Origin of the sequence: Streptomyces sp. NPDC059003, assembly GCF_042740445.1 — a bacterium.
GTDB lineage: Bacteria > Actinomycetota > Actinomycetes > Streptomycetales > Streptomycetaceae > Streptomyces.
In genome coordinates, this window is the sequence record NZ_JBHYJH010000060.1 from 4,791 (window position 1) to 26,647 (window position 21,857).

Consider the following 21,857-nt stretch of genomic DNA (forward strand, 5'->3'; position numbering starts at 1 on the left):
CCCGGTCGGCCCGGTCGGCCCGGTCGGCCCGGTCGGCCCGGTCGGCCCGGTCGGCCCGGTCGGCTCCGCGAGGATGACGTGCGCGTTGGTGCCGCTGATCCCGAAGGACGACACGCCGGCCCGGCGCCGCCGGTCCCCGGCGGTCCACGGCACCGGGTCGGTCAGCAGCCTGACCTCGCCGGCCGACCAGTCGACGTGCGCGGACGGGGTCTTGGCGTGCAGGGTCCGCGGCAGCAGGCCGTGCCGCATCGCCAGCACCATCTTCATCACGCCGCCCAGACCGGCGGCGGCCTGGGCGTGCCCGATGTTGGACTTCAACGAGCCCAGCCAGAGCGGCCGCTCCGGTGACCGGCCGCGGCCGTAGACGTCGATGAGCGCGTGTGCCTCGATCGGGTCGCCGAGCTCGGTGCCGGTGCCGTGCGCCTCGACGGCGTCCACGTCGTCCGGCCGGAGCCCGGCACCCGCCAGGGCCTGCCGGATCACCCGCCGCTGGGACGGGCCGTTCGGCGCGGTCAGGCCGTTGGACGCGCCGTCCTGGTTCACCGCCGTCGCCTCCACCACGGCCAGGACCCGGTGGCCGTTGCGGCGTGCGTCGGACAGCCGCTCCAGGACGAGGGTGCCCACGCCCTCCGCCCAGCCGGTGCCGTCCGCGGCGTCCGAGAACGCCTTGCACCGGCCGTCCGGCGCGAGCCCGCGCTGCCTGCTGAACTCCACGAAGATGCCCGGCGTCGACATCACGCTCGCCGCCCCGGCCAGCGCCAGCGAGCACTCGCCGCTGCGCAGCGACCGCACCGCCAGATGCAGCGCCACCAGGGACGCCGAGCAGGCCGTGTCCACGGTCATCGAGGGACCTTCCAGGCCCAGCACATAACTGATCCGGCCGGACGCGGTGGAACCGGTGGTACCGGTCAGCGCGTAGCCCTCCAGCCCGTCCGAGGCCTCGTGCAGCCGCGGCCCGTACTCCTGGTGCATCGCGCCGACGAACACACCGGTACCGCTGCCGCCCAGCCCGGAGGGGTCGATGCCGGCCCGCTCCAGCGCCTCCCAGGACGTCTCCAGCAGCAGTCGCTGCTGCGGGTCCATCGCCAGTGCCTCGCGCGGGCTGATGCCGAAGAAGTCCGCATCGAAGTCACCCGCGTCGTAGAGGAATCCGCCCTCCCCGACCGCGGAGCCACCGGGCGCGTCCGGGTCGGCCAGCAGCCGCTGCAGGTCCCAGCCGCGGTCCACGGGGAAGGGCCCGACGGCGTCCGCACCCGAGCGCACCAGCTCCCACAGGTCCTCCGGCGAGCGGACCCCGCCGGGAAAACGGCAGCCCATGCCGACGATCGCGATCGGCTCGTCGGACGAGGGCCGGTCCAGGGGCACCCCCGTGTCCGGCCCGGTCGCGCCGCCGACCCGGGTCTGCAGATGCTCGACCAGCCGGGCGGGCGTGGGGTGGTCGAACAGCACGGTGGTCGGCAGGTCGACCCCCAGCGCCTCGCAGATCCGGTTGCGCAGCCGCAGCGAGGACTGCGAATCGAAGCCGACGTCCTTGAACTGCGTCCGGGCGGGGACCGTCGTGGCATCGGCGTGGCCGAGCACCGCGGCGGCGTGCGCCCGCACCAACTCCAGCAGGACGCGCCGCCGCTCGGCCTCGTCGCGGGCCGCGGCCAGTCGTGCCGCCGCCACGCTGAGCTCGCCCTCCGCGGCCTCCGGCGCCACGGTGTCGAACCAGTGGCGCCGGCGCTGGAAGGCGTAGGCGGGCAGGTCGACGGTACGCGGCCGGGCCCCCTGGAACGCGGCCGTCCACGCGACGTCCACGCCGTGCACCCACAGCTCGGCCGCACTCGCCAACAACCGCTCCAGGCCGCCCTCGTCCCGGCGCAGCGACCCGGTCACCACGACGCCCTCGGCCCCGGCCCCGTCGGCGGCCTCCTGCACCGCGGTGGTCAGCACCGGATGCGAGGACACCTCCACGAACACCCCGAAGCCCGCGGCGGCCAGCCGGTCCACGGCCCCTGCGAAACGCACCCGCGAACGCAGATTCGTGAACCAGTAGTCGCCGTCCATCTGCGAGCCGTCCGTGAACTCACCCGTCACGGTCGACAGCAACGGCACCCGGCCCACGCGCGGGGCGATGCCCTCCAAAGCGGCGGCGAGATCCTGCTGCAGCGCGTCCATCGCCACGGAATGGGAGGCGTAGTCCACCGCGATCCTGCGCGCCCGCACCTCCAGCCGCCCGCACTCCGCCACCACCTCCGCGATCGCGTCCGCCTCACCCGAGACGACCACCTGCGAGGCGCTGTTGACCGCAGCCACCGACACCCGGCCCGGCCACCGCTCCAGCAGCTCCTCGACCCACTCCACCGACGCACTGAGCGAGGCCATGCCGCCCGAGCCGGACAGCCGCGCAATCGCCCGGCTGCGCAGGCACACCACCCGCAGCGCGTCCTCCAACGACAGCGCCCCCGCCACGTGAGCGGCCGCGATCTCGCCCTGCGAGTGCCCCACCACCGCGGCCGGCTCCACCCCCAGCGAACGCCACACCGCCGCCAGACCCGCCATCACCACGAACGACGCCGGCTGGAGCACATCCGCCCGCTCCCACAACGCCGCATCGGCCTCACCCCGCAGCACGGCTGTGACCGACCAGTCCACCAGCCCGCCCATCAGCGCCTCGCACTCGGCCACCACCGACGCGAACACCGCCGAGTCCTCCAGCAGGCCGGCGCCCATGCCCAGCCACTGCGCCCCCTGCCCCGGGAAGACGAACACCGTCCGCCCCACCGGCCCCGCGACCCCGCTCACCAGACCGCCGGCGGGCTCACCCGCCGCCAGCGCCGACAGGCCCGCGCGGTGCCCGCCGACCACAACTGCCCGATGCCCGAGCCGCGCACGTGTCGTCGCCAGCGACCAGCCCACGTCCACCGGCCCGGCCGCGCCCACCGATGCGAGCAGCGCCGCGGCCTGACCGCGCAGACCCGCGCCGCTCCGCGCCGACACCACCCACGGCACCACCGGCACCACCACCGACGGCACGACGTCGTCGGCCCCTGTCTCCCCGGTCTCCCCGGGCGCCTCGGGGGCCTCGGGGGCTTCCTCCACGATCACATGCGCGTTCGTACCGCCCATGCCGAAGGCGCTGACGCCCGCGATCCGGGGGCGGTCCGTGCGGGGCCACTCGACCGGCTCGGCGGCGACGCGCAGGTTCAGCTCGGTGAGCGGGATGGCCGGGTTCGGCCTCTCGAAGTGGAGGCTGGCGGGGATCCGCCCGTGGAACAGTGCCAGCACGGTCTTGAGCAGGCCGGCGCCTCCCGCGGCGGCCTCCAGGTGTCCCAGGTTGGTCTTGACCGAACCCACCAGCAGCGGGTCCGCGGTGTCGCGGGCGCTGCCCAGGGCGGCGCCGAGCGCGGCGGCCTCGACGGGGTCGCCCACCGGGGTGCCGGTGCCGTGCAGTTCCACGTACTGCACGGCATCCGGGCTGACTCCGGCCGCGGCGCAGGCCTGCCGCAGCACCTCCGTCTGGGCCTGCCGGCTGGGAGTGGTCAGGTGTTCGGCCGCGCCGTCGTGGTTGACGGCGCCGCCGCGGAGCACGCCGTAGATGCGGTCGCCCGCCGCGAGGGCGTTGGGCAGCAGGCGCAGGATGAGGGCGACGCCGCCCTCGCCGCGTACGAAGCCGTTGGCCCGGTGGTCGAAGGTGTAGCTGCGGCCGTCCGGGGACAGGCCGCCGAACTCCTCGGCGACGAGGCCGGTCTCGGCGGCCAGGTTGAGGTTCACACCCCCCGCGAGGGCGAGGCTGCTCTCGCCGCGGCGCAGGCTCTCCATCGCGGTGTGCACCGCGACCAGCGAGGATGCCTGGCCGGTGTCGATGACCAGGCTCGGCCCGCCCAGCCCGAGGAAGTGCGAGACCCGGTTGGCGATGACGCCGCGGCTCACGCCGGGCATGGCGTGGTGGTTGACCGCACCGCGCCCGGCGCGGGCGAGCAGCAGGGCGTAGTCGTCGCGCATGGCGCCGATGAACACCCCTGTCGCGCTGCCCCGGATGTCGTCGGCGGCGATCCTGGCGTCCTCGAAGGCCTCCCAGGCGAGTTCGAGCATCAGCCGCTGCTGCGGGTCGAGCACGGCGGCTTCCCGGGGCGTGATCCCGAAGAACCCGGCGTCGAACTGGTCGGCTCCGTCGAGGAACGCGCCCCAGGGCCCGCCGGCCGGTTCGCGCCCGGCGGGAACCGGGCCGACCGCGCACCGTCCGTCGCTGAGCAACCGCCACAACGCGGCCGGATCGGCCGCGCCGGGCAGCCGGCAGGAGAGTCCGACGATCGCCACCGGCTCCTGGCCGGTGACGGGAGCCGGGCGCGCGAGGGGGGCGGCGTCCCCGGTGCGGGCAGGGCCCAGTGAGCGTGAAGTGTCCATGTGGCGTGCTGCTCCCGGCTACTCAGCGATCGTGGTCTTCTGCCGTGCCCTGGTCGCTGCGATGCGCATGCTCCGCCGGGGTCCCGGGACCGCCGGCATCACGTGCGCCGTCGGAGCTGTCCGCACAGGCGCGCAGGCAGGCGATGAGGCTGCGGGCCTGCACGTTGAGGTAGTGGCGGTGCTGCAGCAGGGAGGTGATCTGGGGCAGGGTGATCCAGCGGCAGCCGGGCAGTTCCGCGGCGGGGTGGTCACCGTCCACCTCAATGATCATGTAGCGGCTGCGGGAGTGGTAGAACCGGCCGCCCTCCTCCGACATCTCGGTGTCGAACAGCACCCGGCCCCGCCGCCGGTGCTCTTCGATGTCGAGGAGCTGCTGGTGTACGGGCCCCGGCAGCTCGGCGTGGTTCTCCGGGGTGCCCTGCACGGTGGGGGCGAGTTCGATGGCGTCGAGGTAGCCGGGCTCGATGCGGGCGCGCAGCAGCGCGTGCAGCACGCCGTCGAACCGCGCGACCAGCAGGGCGACCACGCCCACGCCGTGCGGTTCGATCAGCGGCTGGGACCAGCCGCGCACTTCGCGGCTGTTGGCGACGACGTCGACCGCGGTGACGCTGAAGAAGATGCCGCGCTCATGGGAGACCGACCAGTCCGACTGCCGCCATCCGGGCAGGTTCCGCAGCCCCACGAGGGTGGTCTGCACGTCGTGCGCCGCCTGGTTGGCGGTGATCCAGCTGACGATCTCGGTGCTGGTGTGCAGTCCCCTGTCCTCGGTGGTGGAGCCGGGAAGGCAGGACAGCACCGTGCGGGCGTCCATGTTCACCCGGTGGTCGACGCGCAGCTGCTGATACACCTGGCCCAGGGTCAGCCAGCAGAAGTCCTCGCCGGCCTCGACCTCGGGGCCCACCTCGACGATCACATTGCGGTTGCGCTTGCGGTAGAACCAGGCGCCGTGCTCGGACTGCAGCACATCGGCCACCACCCGGCGCGGATCGGGCTGCGTGAAGTGCTCCACGTAGGGCACATGCCGGCCGCGGTGCACCCCGGTGTAGTTGCTCTTGGTGGCCTGCACGGTGGGCGACAGCTGCACGCCGTTCGGGTTGCCCGGCTCCGCCTTCGCCTGCATCAGCAGGTGCAGCACGCCGCCGATCTCGCGTACCGCGATGCCGAGCAGGCCGATCTCCGGCTGCATGATGATGGGCTGGTGCCACTGCCGTACCGGGCCGTCGTCGACCTCGACCTTGAGGCCCGCCACCGAGAAGAACCGCCCGCTGTCGTGCCGGAGGTTCCCGGTGTCCTCGGCGAAGGACCAGTTCCGCAGCTGCGCGAACGGGATCCGGGTGACCTCGTGCAGCTGGGCGGCGCGCCGCTCGGCGAGCCAGGTGTCGAACTGCTCGGCGGTCGTGGCCACTCCGCCGGTGGCCCGCGCCGACTCCTCCAGCCGCGCACGCACCGCCGTGTCCTCGGCGCGCAGCACCCCGGTCCCGGTGGTCAGCGGCATGATGTCTCCCCTTCGGTGGCTCGTGCCCAGGTGACCACGGCTCGGCGTGCCGGCCCAGGCGGCCAGGGGCTTACTAGGTGTTCACTCAGATCCCGTCGCCGAGGGGGCCCGGCGCGGGCGATCCGCGAATTTCCCTAGACTTCCGCCGCCGAGAACGGGGGTGGCCCCGGCGCTCACCCATGCTGGCCGTGCTTGTGACGCACTGCGTCTCCCCGGGGCGGCCCCCGGACCCCAGCCGGACACGGAGGCCTGAGTGGCCAGAGAGGCCAGCATGAACGAAACCGATTTGTGGATTCGGCGCTACTTTCCCAGCGCGGAGGCCAGGGTCCAGCTGATCTGCCTGCCGCACGCGGGAGGCTCGGCTTCCTACTACCGCCCAGTGGCCCAGGCGTTGAGCCCCCGCATCGAGGTGCTCGCCGTGCAGTACCCGGGCCGTCAGGACCGGCGTCACGAGCCGGTGATCGACGACCTCGCCACCTTGGCGGCGCGCGTGTGCGAGGCCCTCGTACCCGCCCTCGACCGCCCCTTCGCGCTCTTCGGACACAGCATGGGCGCCACCCTGGCCTACGAGGTGGCCCAGCGGCTGGAGCACCGGGAGAGGTACGCGGAGCGGCTGTTCGCCTCCGCCCGGCGGGCGCCCTCACGGGTCCGGGACGAGCGGGTGCACCTGCGCGACGACGACGGGCTGATCGCCGACGTGCGTGCCCTCAGCGGCACGGACCAACAGGTGTTCGGCGACGAGGACATGATGCGCATGGTCCTGCCGAGCATCCGGGGCGACTACCGCGCCGCGGAGACCTACCGCTACGCCTCCGGGCCCCGGCTGCGCTGCCCGATCACCGCGCTGGCCGGCGACGAGGACCCCAAGGCGAGCCATGAGGAGGTCGCGGCCTGGGGCACGCACACCGCGGGCGACTTCGAGCTGCGGACGTATCCCGGCGGCCACTTCTACCTTCTCGACCACACCGCGGACGTCCTGTCGCTGATCGAAGAGCGGCTGAGCGAGTCGGCCCTGCGGTGACGAGCCAGGAGGACGCATGACGACGAAACACGTCGCGATCTTCGTGTTCCCGGGGTACGGACACGTGAACCCGACGCTGGAGATCAGCCGCTGCCTCATCGCGCTCGGCCACCGGGTCAGCTACGTGCTCGACGAGCGGCTCGCCGCCCCGGTGACGGAGCTCGGCGCCGAGGTGGTCCGCTACGCCTCGCGGCGCGGCCGGCTCGGCGGCGGCGCCGTGACCGGCGAGGACATCGGGGCCCTGGGGCTGGAGTTCCTGCGCGAGTCGATGGACGTGATCCTGCCGCGGACCCTGGAGTCCTTCGACGACGACGTCCCGGACCTGATCCTGTACGACCTCGAAAGCTTCTTCACCGCGCGGACGGCGGCGCAGCGCTGGGGCCGTCCCACCGTGCAGCTCTTCCCGTACGTGGCCACCAACGAGCACTACTCGCTGGCCCTTGAGGTCTTCGACGCGGCGAGCGAGAACATCCAGAAGTGCGTCGAGCTGGTGACCGAGCGCCTCGCCCGCGAAGGCAAGGGCCAGGACGCGGTGTGGTCGCTCATGGCCGACATCGACGAGCGCAACCTGGTCCTGCTGCCGAGGCAGTTCCAGCCGCAGGGCGAGACGTTCGACGGCCGGTACACCTTCACCGGGCACAGCCTGCCCGCCGACCGCCCCGGAACCGGCTCCTGGCAACGGCCCGCCGGGCAGGGGCCGGTGGCGCTGGTCACGCTGGGCACCGAGGTGAACGACCGCCCGGAGTTCTTCAAGGCCTGCGCCGAGGGGTTCGCCGACAGCGACTGGCACCTGGTGATGACGGCCGGTCCCGGCAACCTGCCGGCCTGCCGGCAGGCGGTCGAGGACGCCCGTGCGGCCGCGCGCCCCGCCAGCACCGAGATGCACGAGTGGCTGGCGTTCAACACCGTGCTGCCGCATGTGTCGGCCGTGGTGTGCAACTCCGGCATCAGCACCATGCTGGAAGCCCTCTCGTTCGGCAAGCCGCTGGTGGTCATCACCTACACGCCGGAGGACCGGGTCAACGGCAGGCGCACGGCCGAACTCGGCCTGGGCGTGGAGCTGCCGGGCCACGAGGTCACCGCCGGACGGCTGCGCGAAGCCGTCGAGACCGTTTCGCACTCTCCCGACATCCGCCGAGGGGTCGCTCGCATGCGCATGGGCATGATGGCCGCGGGCGGCCCGGCCCGGGCCGCGCAGCTCATCGAGGGCTGGCTGGGCGAACCGGCCGCGGCGGCCGAGCCCGAAAGCGCGGCGGTCCGATGACCTACACGATCGAGACCCAGGCACTGGTCAAGCGGTACGGCGAGGTCACGGCGCTGGACGGACTCGACCTGACCGCGCGGCAGGGCACCGTGCTCGGTGTGCTCGGCCCCAACGGCGCGGGCAAAACGACGGCGGTGCGCATCCTGGCCTCGCTGCTGCGCCCGGACTCCGGCCGGGCCCAGGTGTGCGGCTACGACGTGGCACGCCATCCCCACGAGGTCCGCCGGCTGATCGGCCTCACCGGGCAGTACGCGTCCGTCGACCAGGATCTGACCGGTCAGCAGAACATCGTCCTGGTGGCCCGGCTGCTCGGCTTCTCCCGGCCCGCCGCACGGCGCCGGGCGGCGGAGCTGCTGGCGCGGTTCGGGCTCTCCGACGCCGCCCACCGCAAGGCGAGGACCTATTCGGGCGGCATGCGCCGTCGGCTCGACCTGGCCGTATGTCTCATCGGCGACCCCGCCGTGCTCTTTCTCGACGAGCCGACCACCGGGCTGGACCCGGAGAGCCGGCTCGGACTGTGGGACATCGTGCGCGGCCTGGTCACCGGCGGCACGACCGTCCTGCTGACCACCCAGTACATGGATGAGGCCGACCAGCTCTGCGACGACATCGTGGTGATCGACGCGGGCAGGAGCATCGCGACCGGCACCCCCGAGGAGCTCAAGGCGAAGACCAACCGCCAGACGCTGGAGATCCAGCCCGCCGACCCGGGCCGGCTGGAGACCGTCGGGAATCTTGTCGCCGAGCTCAGCGGGGCGCGGCCCCACACGGCAGACGGCCGGCTGCGCCTGCACGTCAACGATCCGGCGCTGCCGGGAGCCGTGCTGCGCCGGCTGGACGAAGCCGGCATCGAGGTGATGGAACTCGCGCTGCGCAAGCCGAGCCTGGACGAGGTGTTCCTGTCGCTGACCGGCCATCAGGACAGACGCAGGGATACGGCCACCGAGTCCGCCGAGGCGGCAGAGCGGAGCAGAACATGAGCGCGAGCACGACGGCCCCCGTGCGCCACCGGCTGAGCCTGGTGACGACCGCGCGGCACTGTTTCTCCCTGACGGGCCGCAACCTGCTGCATCTGAAGGCGAACCCCGGGGAGATCATCGGCTTCGTCGTCATCCAGCCCCTGCTGGTCATCGCGCTGCTGGTGTACGTGTTCGGCGGCGCGATCTCCGGGGACACCGCGACCTATCTCCAGTACGCCCTGCCGGGTCTGATCGTGCAGAACTCGGTGATGGCGGTGCTCTCCACCGGGGCCGGCATCAACCAGGACATGTCCAACGGTGTCTTCGACCGGCTGCGCAGCCTGCCGATCGCCCGCATCGCGCCCTTGATCGGCCACATGCTCGGCCATATGACCCGGGTGACGGCCGGGATGCTCATGCTGCTGGTCGCGGGCCTGCTGCAGGGCTTCGAGCTGCGCACCGGGATCATGTCCGTGCTGGCCGCGGTGCTGCTGGCCCTGGCGTTCGGTACGGGCCTGGCCTGGGTGTCGATAGCGATCGGCGTGAGCTCCCGGTCCGCCACCACCGTCCAACTGTTCAGCGGCGTGCTGTCGTTGCCGCTCACGTTCGTCAGCAACGTGTTCGTCAAGACCGACACGATGCCCGGCTGGCTGCAGGCCTGGGCCAAGATCAACCCGATCTCGCACGAGGCGACCGCGCTGCGCGCGCTGATGTCGGGCGGCCCCGTCGGCACCTCGGTGTGGTGGACGCTCGGCTGGTCCGCGGCGCTCACGGCCGTCTTTGCCCCGCTGGCCCTCCGCGCCTACCGGCGACGGGTCGTCTGACGGGCCCGGCGGGGGGCGAGGATCTGCAAGGGAGACACTGTGAGGAAACGTGGCACCGAAGACCTGGCGCTGTTCGGCGGGCCGCCGGCGTTCCGGCGAAACCGCCGGGTCGGCCGGCCCAACCAGGGCGACCGCGAACGGTTCTGGGAACGGATGAACCAGGCCCTGGACAGCGAGTGGCTGTCCAACATGGGCCCGCTGCACGACGAGTTCGAGGCGCGGGTGGCGCAGCTCGCGGGCGTGCGGCACTGCGTTGCCCTCAGCAACGCGACCGTGGGGCTGCAGCTGCTGGTCGCCGACGCGGCCACCGGCGCCGAACCCGGCGACGAGGTGATCGTCCCGGCGCTCACCTTCCCCGCCACGGCGCACGCCGTGCGCTGGCTCGGCCTGCGGCCGGTGGTCTGCGACGTCGACCCGCTGACAGGGCTGATCGACCCCGACCAGGTGGAGGCGCGGATCGGCCCGCGGACCCGGGCGGTCATCGGCGTCCACCTGTTCGGGCAGGCCTGCGACGTACGGCGGCTGGAGAAGATCGCCGAGAGCCACCGGCTGCGGCTGTACTTCGACGCGGCGCCGGCACTGGGCTGCACCCACGAATCCACCCCCATCGGCGGCTTCGGCGACGCCGAGGTGTTCAGCTTCCACGCGACGAAGGTCGTCAACAGCTTCGAGGGCGGCGCGATCGTGACCGACGACGACGCCCTGGCCGAACGGGCGCGCAAGGCACGGAACTTCGGCATCGGAGCCGGCGGCCGGGTCGAGCAGCTCGGCACCAACGGCAAGCTGAACGAGGCGTCCGCCGCGATGGGCCTCACCTCGCTGGACGCGCTCACGGACACCGTCGCCCACAACCGGGCCAACTACGCGGCGTATGTGTCCGCCCTCGACGGCATCCCCGGGGTGCGGGCGGTGAGGTACGACCCCCGGCACCGCAACAACCACCACTACATGATGGTCACCGTGGACGAGCGGACGGCGCAGCTGCACCGCGACGCGCTGCTCGACCTCCTGCGGGCGGAGAACATCCTGGCCCAGCCCTACTTCTCCCAGGCCATCCACCGCATGGGGCAGTACGGCGAGGAACCGGCCGCGCCGGTGCCCGGCGGCTTCCCGCACGCCGAGGCGCTGTGCGAGCAGCTGCTCGCCCTGCCCACGGGGCCCGGGGTCAGCGCCGCCGACATCGAGGTGATCAGCGATGTGATCCGGGCCGCCGTCACGCACGGGCCCGAGGTGACCGCGCGCCGGCGCGCCGATCTCGCCGGTACCGCCGGGGCGTAGGAGCACACCACAGCACGGCTCGTGCCCAGGGCACGACGGACGAGAGCGAGGAACGGCCGCAATGGCAGCGCGCATCACCGGTACGCCCGTCGGCAGGCTCAAGCCCAGCCGGCTCATCGATCTGGAGCAGCACAGGAACGAGCGCGGCTGCATCTCGGTCATCGAGTCCGAATGGGCCACCGGATTCCCCATCCAGCGGGTCTATTTCCTGCACGACCTGACCCCCGGCACCGCCCGGGGCGGTCATGCGCACCGCGCGCTGGAACAGCTCTTCGTCGCCGCCCACGGCGCCTTCACCATCAAGGTCGACGACGGCTTCCAGCAGGCCGAGTACCGGCTGGACGACCCCTCGACCGGGCTGTACGTCGGCCCGATGGTGTGGCGGGACCTCAGCGACTTCTCGCCGGGCGCCGTCTGCATGGTGCTGGCCTCGCAGCACTACGAGGAGGCGGACTACTACCGCGCCTACGAGCCCTTCCTGCAAGCCTGCCGGAGGCCCGAATGACCAAGGTCCCCTTCTTCGATCTGCGTGACATGCACGCGGCCACCGGAGTCCAGGCGGAGATCGACGCGGCCGTGCTGCGGGTCTCCCGCTCCGGCCGCTACATCCTGGGACCCGAACTGGAGGCGTTCGAGGCGGCCTTCGCGGCGTACTGCGACAACGCGTACTGCGTGGCCACCGGCAGCGGTTTCGCCGCGTTGGAACTGGGCCTGAGGGCACTGGGCATCGGGCCCGGCGACGAGGTGATCGTGCCCGCGCACACCTTCGTCGCCTGCTGGCTTGCCGTCTCGGCGACCGGTGCGCGGCCGGTGCCCGTGGAGCCCGCCGAGGGCTCCTTCCTGCTCGCCCCGGAACTGCTGGAGGCGGCCGTCACCGCACGCACCCGGGCCGTGATGCCGGTGCACCTGTACGGCCATCCGGCCGACCTGGACCCGATCGCCGAGGTGGCCGAGCGGCACGGCATCGCGCTCCTGGAGGACGCGGCCCAGGCACACGGCGCGTCGTACCGGGGACGCCCGGTGGGCTCGGGCCATGCCGTGGCGTTCAGCTTCTACCCGGGCAAGAACCTGGGCGCGCTGGGCGACGGCGGCGCCCTGGTCACCGACGACCCCGCGCTCGCCGACCGGCTGCGCCTGCTGCGCAACTACGGCTCCCGGGAGAAGTACCGGCACGAGCGGCGCGGCACCAACTCCCGGCTGGACGAGATCCAGTCCGCCGTGCTGGCCGCGAAGCTGCCGCATCTGGACGCCTGGAACGACCGGCGCCGCGCCATCGCGCGGCGCTACACCGAGGCGTTCGCCGGGCTGCCCGGCCTCGCCGTCCCCGAGGCGGCCCCCTGGGCGGCGCCCGTCTGGCACCAGTACGTGCTGCGCACCCCGCACCGCGAGGCGCTGCGCGACCGGCTGACCGAGGCAGGCGTGGGCACCCTGATCCACTATCCCGTGGCCTGCCACCGCACCCCCGCCTACGCGGGCGAGCGGATCGCGCCGCGCGCCGGTCTGCCCCGGGCCGAACGGCTGGCCGAGGAGGTGCTGAGCCTGCCCATCGGCCCGCACCTGAGCGATGCGGCGGTCGAGCTGGTCGTCGACGCGGTGCGGGCCGCCGCGCTGGACCTGCCGGGCGGCGGGTAGCCCGCAGCGCGGCCGGCGGCGCCTGCCTCCCGTTGCGGGCTCAGCGGGCCGGGGCGGTGCTGCGGTGTTCCTGCGGGCTGATGCCGTACACCCGCTTGAACGCGGAGCTGAGGGCGAAGCCGCTGCTGTAGCCGACCTGGCGGGCGACGGTGTTGAGGGTGCAGTCGGACTGGCGCAGCAGGTCGGCGGCCAGGGCCAGGCGCCATTCGGTGAGGTAGGTCATCGGCGGGGTGCCGACGGTGGTGCGGAAGCACTCGGCCAAGGTGGCGCGGGAGACGCCGACTTCGGCGGCAACCCGGTCCAGGGTCCAGTGGTGGGCGGGGTCTTCGTGGAACAGGCGCAGCGCCTCGCCGGCCACGGGGTGGGTGTGGGCGCGGTACCAGGCGGGGGCCTCGGCCTCGGGCCGGTCGAACCAGGCCCGCAGGACCGCGATGAGCAGCAGGTCCAGCAGGCGGTCCAGGACGACGCCCTGGGCCGGGCCCTGTTTGGTGACCTCGCCCGCAAGGACCGGGATGAGGGTGGAGTCCCAGGTGTCGTCGGAGACGACCAGCAGGGGCGGCAGGACGTCGAGCAGGCGCTGGCCGACGGCGCCGACCTCCTCGTACACGCCGAGCAGCAGCTGTACGGGCCCGTCGGGGTTGGAGCCCCAGGTGCGCACCCCCAGGGCCATGCGCTCGCGCAGTTCGACGCCCTCGGGGGTGACGCACTGCTGGCCGGGGTGGACGATGACCTGCGGCAAGGTCGCCGGGTCGTCACTCATCACGTAGGGGTCGGGGCCGCGGACGATGGCGACGTCGCCCGGGCGCAGCCGCACCGCGTCACCGCGGTCGGGCTCGACGTAGGCCTCGCCGCTGAGCATGACGGCCAGGCACAGGGGGGAGCGGTCCTGGACCCGGATCGACCAGGGGGGCTCCATCACGATGCGCAGCAGGAAGGCGCCGCTGGCCCGCGGCCCCTCGAGTAACCCTGAGAGTGCGTCCACCCGCCCACAGTAGCGAGAGAGCTGGACGACCGGATATGCATTCCGGCATCTCGGCCATGGAGCATCCAGGTCACGGGTGGCCAGACTGCTGGTATGACAACACACAAGAACACGACGTTGGTGCTCGGCGGTACCGGCCGGGTCGGCCGCCGGGTGACGAAGCGGCTGATCGAGCGGGGCGTGGACGTGCGGGTCGGCTCCCGCACCGGCGAGCCCCCCTTCGACTGGGAGGACTCCTCGACGTGGGCCCGGGCCGTCGCCGGGGTCAAGTCGGCCTACCTGATGTACTACCCCGAGGTGGAGTGGCCCGGGGCCAGCGAGGCCATCGGCACCGTGGCCCGCCTCGCGGTCGACGCCGGCGTGGAGCGCCTGGTCCTGCTGTCGGCCCGCAACCAGGAAGAGGCCGTGCGGTGCGAGGAGGCCGTGACGAGCCTGCCGGTGGAGTGGACGGTCGTCGCCCCGGCCTCGTTCCACCAGAACTTCGACGAGGGCGTGTTCCTCGACCCGCTGCGCCAGGGCGTGCTGGCGCTGCCCGCCGGCGACAACGCCGACCCGTTCGTCGACGCCGACGACATCGCCGACGTCGTGGTGGCCGCCCTCACCGAGAAGGGCCACGTGGGCGAGCGCTACGAACTGACGGGCCCGCGCCTGTGGACCTTCGCCGAAGGCGTCGCCGAGATCGCCCGGGCCACGGGCCGCGAACTGCGCTACCAGCCCATCACCCGGGACGAGTTCGCCGACGCGATCGTGGGCGACGGCGCCCCGCGCGAGTTCGCCGACCCGCTGGCCACGCTCATCTCCGAGTTCTTCGACGGCCGCAACAGCTCGCTGGCCGACGGCGTCGAGCGGGCCCTGAACCGCAAGCCCCGCGACTTCGCGGACTGGGTGGCCGAGATCGCCCCCACCGGCGTGTGGGCCGCTGTCTGAGCAGGCAGCAGCAAGGGGCAACCGCCCGGCCGGCGGCCCCGGGGCCGCCCCCGGGGCCGCCCCAGTGACGCCCTGATGATGCCCCGGGTGACGGCCCGCGTGATGGCCCGCGTGATGGCCCGGCGGTGGTACGGGCCGGGGGGGCGGGCCTTGCGGCGGCGTTGCGGGGCCGCCCGCACGATGCCGGTGTGGAACTTACCCGGCTCTGGACGTCCTTCGCTTCGCAGGTCGAGGCCCGACCCGACGCCACGGCCCTCGTGGCGAAAGGCCGGCCCGTCTCCTACGGCGAGCTGGCCGCTCTCGTGGCCGATGCCTCCGCCCGCCTCGCCCGGCTCGACACCCGCGGCGGCGAGCCGATCGGCATACCCGCCACGAAGACACCCCGCACCATCGCCCTGGTCCTTGCGTGTCTGCGGGCGGGCCTGGCGGTGGTGCTCCCCTCCGTCACCCTGCCCCCCGCCACCCTGCAGCGCCTGTTGGCCCGGGCCGGGTGCCGGCACGTCATCAACGCCGACGACGCCGCCGACGACGCCGCCGACGACTCCAATGACCCCGACAACACCGGCCCCGCCCCGGCCGCCGCGGCCACCCCCGGCGCCGCGGCCACCCCCGCCGGCCCCGACGACGTCGCCTTCGTACTGACGACGTCGGGGTCGACGGGCCTGCCCAAACTGGTGCCGCTGACCGCGGGCGCCGTCGAGCGCTTCGCCGACTGGGCCGCCGCACGCTTCGACCTGGGCCCGGGCGCCTCGGTGCTCAACTACGCGCCGCTCAACTTCGACCTGTGCTTCCTCGACGTGTGGGCCACGCTCCACCACGGCGGCCGGGTCGTCCTCATCGACCCCGACGCCGCCACCAACGGCCGCCACCTGCTCGATGCCATCGACGACCACGCCGTCACCCTCGTGCAGGCCGTGCCGATGGCCCACCAGCTCCTTGTCGACGCGGCCGGCGACCCGGCCCGCCGGCTCACCTCGGTGCGCCACACCCTGTTCACCGGCGACCACATGCCCGCCCGCTGCCTGGCCCGGCTGCCCGCCGTCTTCCCCCACAGCCGCCTCTACAACGTCTACGGCTGCACCGAGACCAACGACAGCTTCCTGCACGAAGTGGACCCCGGCGCCCTGCCCGGTGACGGCGTGCCGCTGGGGGTGCCGCTGCCCGGCGTCGAGGCACTCGTCCTCGACGACGACGGCGCCGTGGTCACCGGCCCGGGCCGGGGCGAACTGGTCGTGGCCACCCCCTTCCAGAGCGCCGGCTACCTCGGCGCCGACCCCACCGCGCTGGGGCCGTTCATCGACGCCCCCGCGGGCCGCCCGCCGGGCACCGCCGTCCGCTTCTACCGCACCGGCGACGTGGTGCGCCGCGACCACGCCGGTGTCCTGCACCTGGAGGGGCGCAACGACTTCCAGGTCAAGGTGCGCGGCACCCGCGTGAACACCGCGGTGGGGGAGCAGGTGCTGCACGACCACGACGAGGTCGCCGAGGCGATGGTCCTGGCCCTCCCCGACCCCGTCGCCGGCCGCCTGCTGCACGCGGTCCTGCGCCGGGTGCCGGGCGCGAGCGTCAAGACCCTCGGGCTGCGCCAGCACTGCGCCCAGCGCCTGCCCGCGGCCGCCATCCCCTCCACCTTCCGCCTGTCCGAGGAGCCCTTGCCCCGCACGTCCACCGGCAAGGTCGACCGCCAGTCGCTCGGCCAGAACCTGAAGCCTCCCCGCGCCGACGAGACCACCCCGGACCACCAACAGCCCCAACAGCACTGACAGCACTGACAGCACTGACACCGCTCGCAGCGCCAACACCGCTCACAGCACCGACAGCACCGACCGAAAGGAACAGGCACCATGAAGTCCACCATCAAGAACTTCCTGCTCCAGGAGTTCCTGCCCGACGTCCAGGCGAACGAGCTCGCCGCCGACTACGACCTGCTCGCCAACGGCGTCATCGACAGCCTCGGGCTGCTCAAGCTCATCGCCTGGGTCGAGAGCGAGTTCGCCGTCGCCGTCGACGACGCGGCCCTGGACCCGGACAACTTCCGCACCATCGACGCCATCGACGCCTTCGTGGCGCGGGCGTCGGTCCCGGCCGAGGCGAGCTGAGCCGTGCACGCCGCGTCCGCCGCCGCAGCTGCCGGCCGCCCGGTCGACACCGCGACGTGGTCCTCGTTCTTCGACGAGCTGAGCGCCGACACCCTGGAGGCCGGCGAGCCGGCCTCGCTGCTGACGGCGCTCAGCCACCCCACGGTCGCCCCCGACACGCTCACCGCCCTGGTGCGGTCCCTGCACGCACGCCGCACCGGAGCGATCCGCTCCTTTCCCGGGGCGGTCAACGTGGTCGGCACGGGCGGCGGCACCGCGACGTTCAACGTCTCCACCGCCGCCGCCTTCACCGCCGCCGCGCTCGGCGCACCGGTGGTGAAGACCGGCTCGCGGGCCTACTCCAGCAGGCACGGCTCGATCGACCTGCTGGAGCGGCTCGGCATCACGCTCACCAAGTCCTACGACGACACGGCGGCGTCCCTGGCCCGCCACCGCGTCGCCTTCGCCGGCTACTTCGTGTACCCCGTCGAGCTGACCGTGCTGGCCCGGCGCATCCTGCCGCAGCCCATGCGGTCCTTCGGCCGGCTCCTGAACGCGCTGGGCCCCTTCCTGCCGGCGCTGCCGGGCACGCGCCAGCTCACCGGCCTGTCCAGCGCCGGGCTGCTGCCGCTGGCCCAGCAGCTCGCGGCGGCGGTCGACGACCGCGAGGTGTGGCTGTGCACCAACAGCATCGGCGCCGACGAACTGGTCAGCTTCGCCGACAACGTCATCCACCGCGGGGCCGGCACCCACGGGCTTCGGCTGAGCCGCCGCACCCTGGGCACGGCCCCCGGCACCCTGGCGGACCTGGCCCCGGTGCCCGAACCCGCCCGCCTGGTCGAGCACTTCCTGGACGTCGTGTCCGGGCGGGCGGGCGAGGTGGCCACCCAGACCGTCGCCCTCAACGCCGCCGCCCTGCTGATCGCGGCCGGGCGGGAGAACCAGTGGCGCCCCGCCATCGCCGCGGCCACCGAGGCGATGCGGGACGGCGCGGTGCGCGCCCTGATCGACGCCGTGCGCGCCGAGGGGACCGCGCCCACGCCGCCCGTGCTGGTGAGCGAGGTGACCTCCGGTGGCTGACCTGTTCGGCCACCCGCCGGGCCTGGCCGTGTTCCTCAACGCCGGCGACCCGCCGCTGGACGTGCTCGACGACGTCGCCGACATGCTGGACGAGCACGAGGTCGACGTCCTGGAGCTGGGCGTGCCCTTCCCCGACTCCATCAGCGACGGGCCGGTGATCCGCCGCTCCGCCGACCGGGCCCTGGCGGCCGGGACCGGACTTGAGGACGCGCTCGCCTTCGTCGAGCGCTCCCGCGGCCGCCACCGCCACCTGCGCGTGGTGGTCCTGGCCGACTGGGCGCACACCGTCCGCCCCCGGTCGACGGCCGAGGCCGTCACGGCCATCGCCGCATCCGGGGCGGCCGGGGCGCTGCTGCACGGCGCCCCGCCCAGAGTCCGCCCGGAGTTCTACGACCGGGCCGGCGCCGCCGGGCTGCCCGTCGTCACCACCTGCTACGCCACCTCGCCGCCCACGGCCCTGGCCGAGGCGGGGGCGCACGCCTCGGCCTATGTGTACCTGGTGACGCACTACGGCACCAGCGGCGCCGGCCCCTCCCCCGACCCGGCAGCACTGCGGGCTCCCGTCGATGCCCTGCGGGCCCTGACCGGCGCGCCGATCGCCGCCGGTTTCGGGGTGCGCACGGCGGCCGATGTCGCGCGGGTGCACGCGGCCGGCGCGGATGCCGCCGTGGTCGGCAGCACCGCCGTCGCCCGGGTGGAGGCGGCGCTGGCCGGCGGCGGTGACGTCGTCGCCGGCCTCGCCGACCTCGTCACCGCCCTGCGCCCCCACCACCATCCCCTCCCCCGTCCCTGACCCTGTCCCCACTCCCGTCCCCCCTGTCCCCACCCTGTCCCCACCCTGTCCCCACCTTGTCCCCACCGCTGTTTCCCGGTCCCTGTGACCGGTTGCCCACCCTGTGAGAGGAGCTTTGTGATGATCGTGCGCGATCTGGACAACGTCACCACCGTCGACTGGGGCAACGGCCTCAGCCGCCGCTTCCTGCTGGAGGCCGACGGCCTGGGCTACTCCGTCACCGACACCACGGTGCGGGCCGGTACGAAGTCACTGCTGGAGTACCGCCGCCACCTGGAGGCCTGCTACTGCATCGAGGGCTCCGGCGAGGTCGTCGCCCTGGACGGCACGGCGCACCGCATCACCCCGGGCACGCTCTACGCCCTCGACGAGCACGACGCCCACTACCTCATCGCCGACCCGGACGCCGACCTGCGCCTGGTGTGCGTGTTCTCGCCCGCCCTGCGGGGCGACGAGCGGCACAGCCTCGACGCCGCCGGCACCTCCGCCTACTGAAGAAGGGGTGCGGGGATGCGTACCTGGGACGAGGATCAGCTCGCACTGCGCGAGGGCATGCAGCGGTGGTGCCGCGACCTGGCCGCCACCGCCGCCGACACCAGCGCCGACACCAGCGCCGATGAAGGAGACAACGCGGCCGGAGCCGGTTTCGCGTGGGACGCGTGGAAGCTGGTCCGCTCCTCGGGGGTGCTCGGCCTGCCGTTCGACCCCGCCCGGGGCGGCGCCGGACTGGACCTGCTCACCACCATGTTCGTACTGGAGGCGCTGGGCGAGGGGTGCCGTGACGGAGGGCTGAGCTTCTGCGTCGCCACCACCATGTGCAGCACCGGCGTCCCGCTGCAGCACTTCGGGACCGATGCGCAAAAGGACCGGTATCTGCCCGGGGTGTGCTCGGGCGAGCTGATCGGCGCCCACGCCATCAGCGAGCCCGACACCGGCTCGGACGCGCTCAGCATGCGCACGACCGCCGTCAGGGACGGCGACCACTATGTGCTCAACGGCAGCAAGAGCTTCGTGACCAACGGGCCCGTGGCCGATGTGGTCGTCGTCTACGCCCGCACCCGGCCCGAGGGCGGGCCGCTGGGCATCACCGCCTTCCTGGTCGACACCGACACCCCCGGCTTCTCCACGGGCCGGCCGCTGAAGAAGATGGGCCTTGCCTCCTCGCCGATGAGCGAGCTGTACTTCGACGACTGCCGCGTGCCCGCCGAGCGGGCCATCGGCGGCATCGGACGGGGATACCTGCTGCTCGAGCACGTGATGAAGTGGGAGATCCTCTGCTCCTTCATCATCAACGTCGGGGAGATGCAGCACCGCTTCGAGCGCTGCCTCGAATACGCCCGCACGCGCACGCAGTTCGGCAGGCCGATCGGCTCGTTCCAGGCGATCGCCCACAAGCTGGTCGACATGCGCATCCGCCTCGAGACGGCCCGCCGGTGGCTCTACGACACCGCCGAGCGCCTGGCCGCCGGCCAGGACGTCACGATGGACGTGGCCACGGCCAAGCTGCTGACCAGCGAGGCCAACGTGGCCTCGGGCCTCGCGGCCATCCAGGTCTTCGGCGGCAACGGCTACATGTCGGAGTACGGCCTGGACCGCGAGCTGGCCAACGCCGTGGGCAGCACCCTGTATTCGGGCACGACGGAGATCCAGTACAACCGGATCTCCTCGCTTTTGGGGCTGTGACCATGCTGCTCAAGGTGTGCGGCGCCACCAGCCGCGACGACCTCGCCCTGCTCTCGGCCGCGGGCGTGGACCTGGTCGGGCTGTGGCACGGGGTTCCGGGCGGGCCCGCCGATCTGCCGCTTGGCCGTTTCGCCGCGCTGGCGCAGGCCTGCCGCGCCGCCCCGCCGGGTGCGGGGCATCCGGCGCCGGAGCCGGTGCTTGTCACCTTCCTGGGCGACCCGGCCGCCCTGGTCGAGGCCGCCCGCACGGCCGGTGTGCGGTGGCTGCAGCTGCACGGCTACCAGAGCCCGGGGGTGGTGGCGGCGCTCAAGCGGGGCCTGCCGCAGGCCACGGTGGTCAAGGTGCTGCACGTCAGCGGCGACGCCTGCGTCGAACGCCCGCTGCTTGCCTCCTACGAGCGGGCGGGCACCGATGTGTTCCTGTGCGACGCCACCAGCGCCCAGGGGCGCATCGGCAGCACCGGGCTGTGTCTCGACCCCGACGTGGTGATCGACCTGGCCGAGGCGACCACCCGGCCGTTCCTGGTCGCCGGGGGCATCTCGGCCGCCAACCGCGCACGCTACGAGAAGGTGGCCGCCCACCCCCGCTTCGCCGGGGTCGACGTCGACACCGCGGCCCGGGACGCCACGGGAGCGTTCTGCGCCGCCGGCGTGCACAGCATCCGGCAGCACTGGCGTGCGGCCGGCGACATGGAGAAGGTGGTCGCCTGATGGGGTCCTCGTTCATCGACGCCCTGACCGGCTCACCCCGCCCTGTGATCATGGAGCTCAAACCCCGTTCGGCCGACGGCGAGGACTTGTTCCGCGGCCGCTCGCCGGCCCAGATCGTGGCCCGCTACGAGGCCGCAGGCGCCCCGTGTCTGTCGGTCGTCACCGGCCGCTGGTTCGGGGGCGATGCCGACCTGCTGGCCGAGGTGGCCGGGCGCAGCGAACTGCCCGTCCTGCAGAAGGACTTCGTCACCAAGGAGGGCCAGCTGCGGGCGGCCCGGAAGCTGGGGGCGTCCGCGGTGCTGCTCACCGCCGCGCTGCTGCCCCGGGCCGCGCTGGCGCGCCTGGCCGAGCGCGCCCTGGCCCTTGGCCTCACCCCGTTCATCGAGGTGGCGAGCCCCGCCGAGATCGAGGCCCTGCCCTCGTGCGAGGGGTGCGTGGTGGCCGTCAACAACAAGGACATCCGCGCCCGCGAGCGCGGCACGGCCGACCTGGGCCGCAGCCGCCGGCTGCTGCCGGCCGTGCGGCGCACTCGGTCGCCGTGCCCGGTGAGTGCCAGCGGCATCGACGATCCGCGCGTGGCCGCGACCCTGCTCAGCTCCGGCTACGCCGGGCTGCTGGTCGGGACCCGTCTGCTGCGGGCCGATGGCCTGGAGTCATGGTGCGAGGAGCTGGACGCTCTGCGTCGTGTGCCGTCGGCGCGTCGAGCGGGCTGAGCGACAGCTCGTCCCACTCCACGGCGAAG

General features: G+C 73.3%; 19 protein-coding genes. 16 read left to right on the plus strand and 3 right to left on the minus strand.

Going from position 1 to position 21,857, the window contains the following annotated elements:
- Together ACFWZ5_RS21550 and ACFWZ5_RS21555 are read right to left on the minus strand one after the other, a co-directional pair.
- Positions 1-4,389: beta-ketoacyl synthase N-terminal-like domain-containing protein (locus tag ACFWZ5_RS21550; RefSeq protein WP_384891081.1), on the minus strand; the 4,389-nt coding region annotated here is incomplete at its 3' end.
- A gap of 22 nt (positions 4,390-4,411) precedes the next feature.
- Complete coding sequence (locus tag ACFWZ5_RS21555; RefSeq protein WP_384794559.1) at positions 4,412-5,884, minus strand: NDP-hexose 2,3-dehydratase family protein; 1,473 nt, start codon at positions 5,882-5,884, stop codon at positions 4,412-4,414.
- A gap of 271 nt (positions 5,885-6,155) precedes the next feature.
- Here ACFWZ5_RS21555 and ACFWZ5_RS21560 point away from each other — a divergent pair, with 271 nt between their 5' ends.
- The 7 genes from ACFWZ5_RS21560 to ACFWZ5_RS21590 all read left to right on the plus strand — a co-directional run bounded on the left by ACFWZ5_RS21560 (position 6,156) and on the right by ACFWZ5_RS21590 (position 12,862).
- Positions 6,156-6,905 carry a thioesterase II family protein gene (locus tag ACFWZ5_RS21560; RefSeq protein WP_384794557.1) on the plus strand — a complete coding sequence of 250 codons (750 nt, stop codon included), beginning with the start codon at positions 6,156-6,158 and terminating at the stop codon, positions 6,903-6,905.
- A 16-nt stretch (positions 6,906-6,921) separates the two neighbouring features.
- On the plus strand, positions 6,922-8,169 hold the full coding sequence (locus tag ACFWZ5_RS21565) for a macrolide family glycosyltransferase (protein ID WP_384794555.1): 1,248 nt from the start codon (positions 6,922-6,924) through the stop codon (positions 8,167-8,169).
- On the plus strand, positions 8,166-9,149 hold the full coding sequence (locus tag ACFWZ5_RS21570; RefSeq protein WP_384794553.1) for an ATP-binding cassette domain-containing protein: 984 nt from the start codon (positions 8,166-8,168) through the stop codon (positions 9,147-9,149). The genes ACFWZ5_RS21565 and ACFWZ5_RS21570 overlap by 4 nt, the downstream gene beginning before the upstream one ends.
- The gene (locus tag ACFWZ5_RS21575) at positions 9,146-9,952 is read left to right on the plus strand and encodes an ABC transporter permease (RefSeq protein WP_384794551.1); all 807 of its coding nucleotides are present in this window, start codon (positions 9,146-9,148) and stop codon (positions 9,950-9,952) included. Before ACFWZ5_RS21570 ends, ACFWZ5_RS21575 begins: the two co-directional genes overlap by 4 nt.
- A 39-nt stretch (positions 9,953-9,991) precedes the next feature.
- Positions 9,992-11,230 (plus strand): aminotransferase class I/II-fold pyridoxal phosphate-dependent enzyme, encoded by a 1,239-nt coding sequence (locus ACFWZ5_RS21580; protein WP_384794549.1) that lies wholly within the window; start codon positions 9,992-9,994, stop codon positions 11,228-11,230.
- A gap of 61 nt (positions 11,231-11,291) precedes the next feature.
- Positions 11,292-11,735, plus strand: coding sequence for a sugar 3,4-ketoisomerase (locus ACFWZ5_RS21585; protein ID WP_384794547.1), 444 nt, complete (start codon positions 11,292-11,294; stop codon positions 11,733-11,735).
- The gene (locus ACFWZ5_RS21590) at positions 11,732-12,862 is read left to right on the plus strand and encodes a DegT/DnrJ/EryC1/StrS family aminotransferase (protein ID WP_384794545.1); all 1,131 of its coding nucleotides are present in this window, start codon (positions 11,732-11,734) and stop codon (positions 12,860-12,862) included. Before ACFWZ5_RS21585 ends, ACFWZ5_RS21590 begins: the two co-directional genes overlap by 4 nt.
- 40 nt (positions 12,863-12,902) lie before the next feature.
- Here ACFWZ5_RS21590 and ACFWZ5_RS21595 read toward each other — a convergent pair whose 3' ends face one another.
- Positions 12,903-13,844, minus strand: a complete 942-nt coding sequence (locus ACFWZ5_RS21595; RefSeq protein ID WP_384794543.1) for an AraC family transcriptional regulator — start codon at positions 13,842-13,844, stop codon at positions 12,903-12,905.
- A 93-nt stretch (positions 13,845-13,937) separates the two neighbouring features.
- Here ACFWZ5_RS21595 and ACFWZ5_RS21600 point away from each other — a divergent pair, with 93 nt between their 5' ends.
- From ACFWZ5_RS21600 to ACFWZ5_RS21640, 9 genes are all read left to right on the plus strand, one after another.
- Complete coding sequence (locus ACFWZ5_RS21600) at positions 13,938-14,771, plus strand: NmrA family transcriptional regulator (RefSeq protein WP_384794541.1); 834 nt, start codon at positions 13,938-13,940, stop codon at positions 14,769-14,771.
- A 188-nt stretch (positions 14,772-14,959) separates the two neighbouring features.
- Positions 14,960-16,534, plus strand: a complete 1,575-nt coding sequence (locus ACFWZ5_RS21605) for an AMP-binding protein (protein ID WP_384891084.1) — start codon at positions 14,960-14,962, stop codon at positions 16,532-16,534.
- Between the two features lie 81 nt (positions 16,535-16,615).
- A complete protein-coding gene (locus ACFWZ5_RS21610; protein WP_384794537.1) occupies positions 16,616-16,870 on the plus strand; it encodes a phosphopantetheine-binding protein in 255 nt (84 codons plus the stop codon).
- A 3-nt stretch (positions 16,871-16,873) separates the two neighbouring features.
- Positions 16,874-17,929 (plus strand): hypothetical protein, encoded by a 1,056-nt coding sequence (locus ACFWZ5_RS21615; protein WP_384794535.1) that lies wholly within the window; start codon positions 16,874-16,876, stop codon positions 17,927-17,929.
- The gene (trpA, locus tag ACFWZ5_RS21620) at positions 17,922-18,722 is read left to right on the plus strand and encodes a tryptophan synthase subunit alpha (protein WP_384794533.1); all 801 of its coding nucleotides are present in this window, start codon (positions 17,922-17,924) and stop codon (positions 18,720-18,722) included. Before ACFWZ5_RS21615 ends, trpA begins: the two co-directional genes overlap by 8 nt.
- Before the next feature lie 120 nt (positions 18,723-18,842).
- Positions 18,843-19,217, plus strand: coding sequence for an ectoine synthase (locus tag ACFWZ5_RS21625; protein WP_384794531.1), 375 nt, complete (start codon positions 18,843-18,845; stop codon positions 19,215-19,217).
- Positions 19,218-19,232: 15 nt separating this feature from the next.
- Entirely contained in the window at positions 19,233-20,405 is a 1,173-nt protein-coding gene (locus ACFWZ5_RS21630; protein ID WP_384794529.1) for an acyl-CoA dehydrogenase family protein, read from the plus strand.
- A gap of 2 nt (positions 20,406-20,407) precedes the next feature.
- On the plus strand, positions 20,408-21,115 hold the full coding sequence (locus tag ACFWZ5_RS21635; protein ID WP_384794527.1) for an N-(5'-phosphoribosyl)anthranilate isomerase: 708 nt from the start codon (positions 20,408-20,410) through the stop codon (positions 21,113-21,115).
- Positions 21,115-21,828: an indole-3-glycerol-phosphate synthase gene (locus ACFWZ5_RS21640; RefSeq protein WP_384794525.1), complete on the plus strand. Its 714-nt coding sequence runs from the start codon at positions 21,115-21,117 to the stop codon at positions 21,826-21,828. Before ACFWZ5_RS21635 ends, ACFWZ5_RS21640 begins: the two co-directional genes overlap by 1 nt.
- Positions 21,829-21,857: the final 29 nt, after the last annotated feature.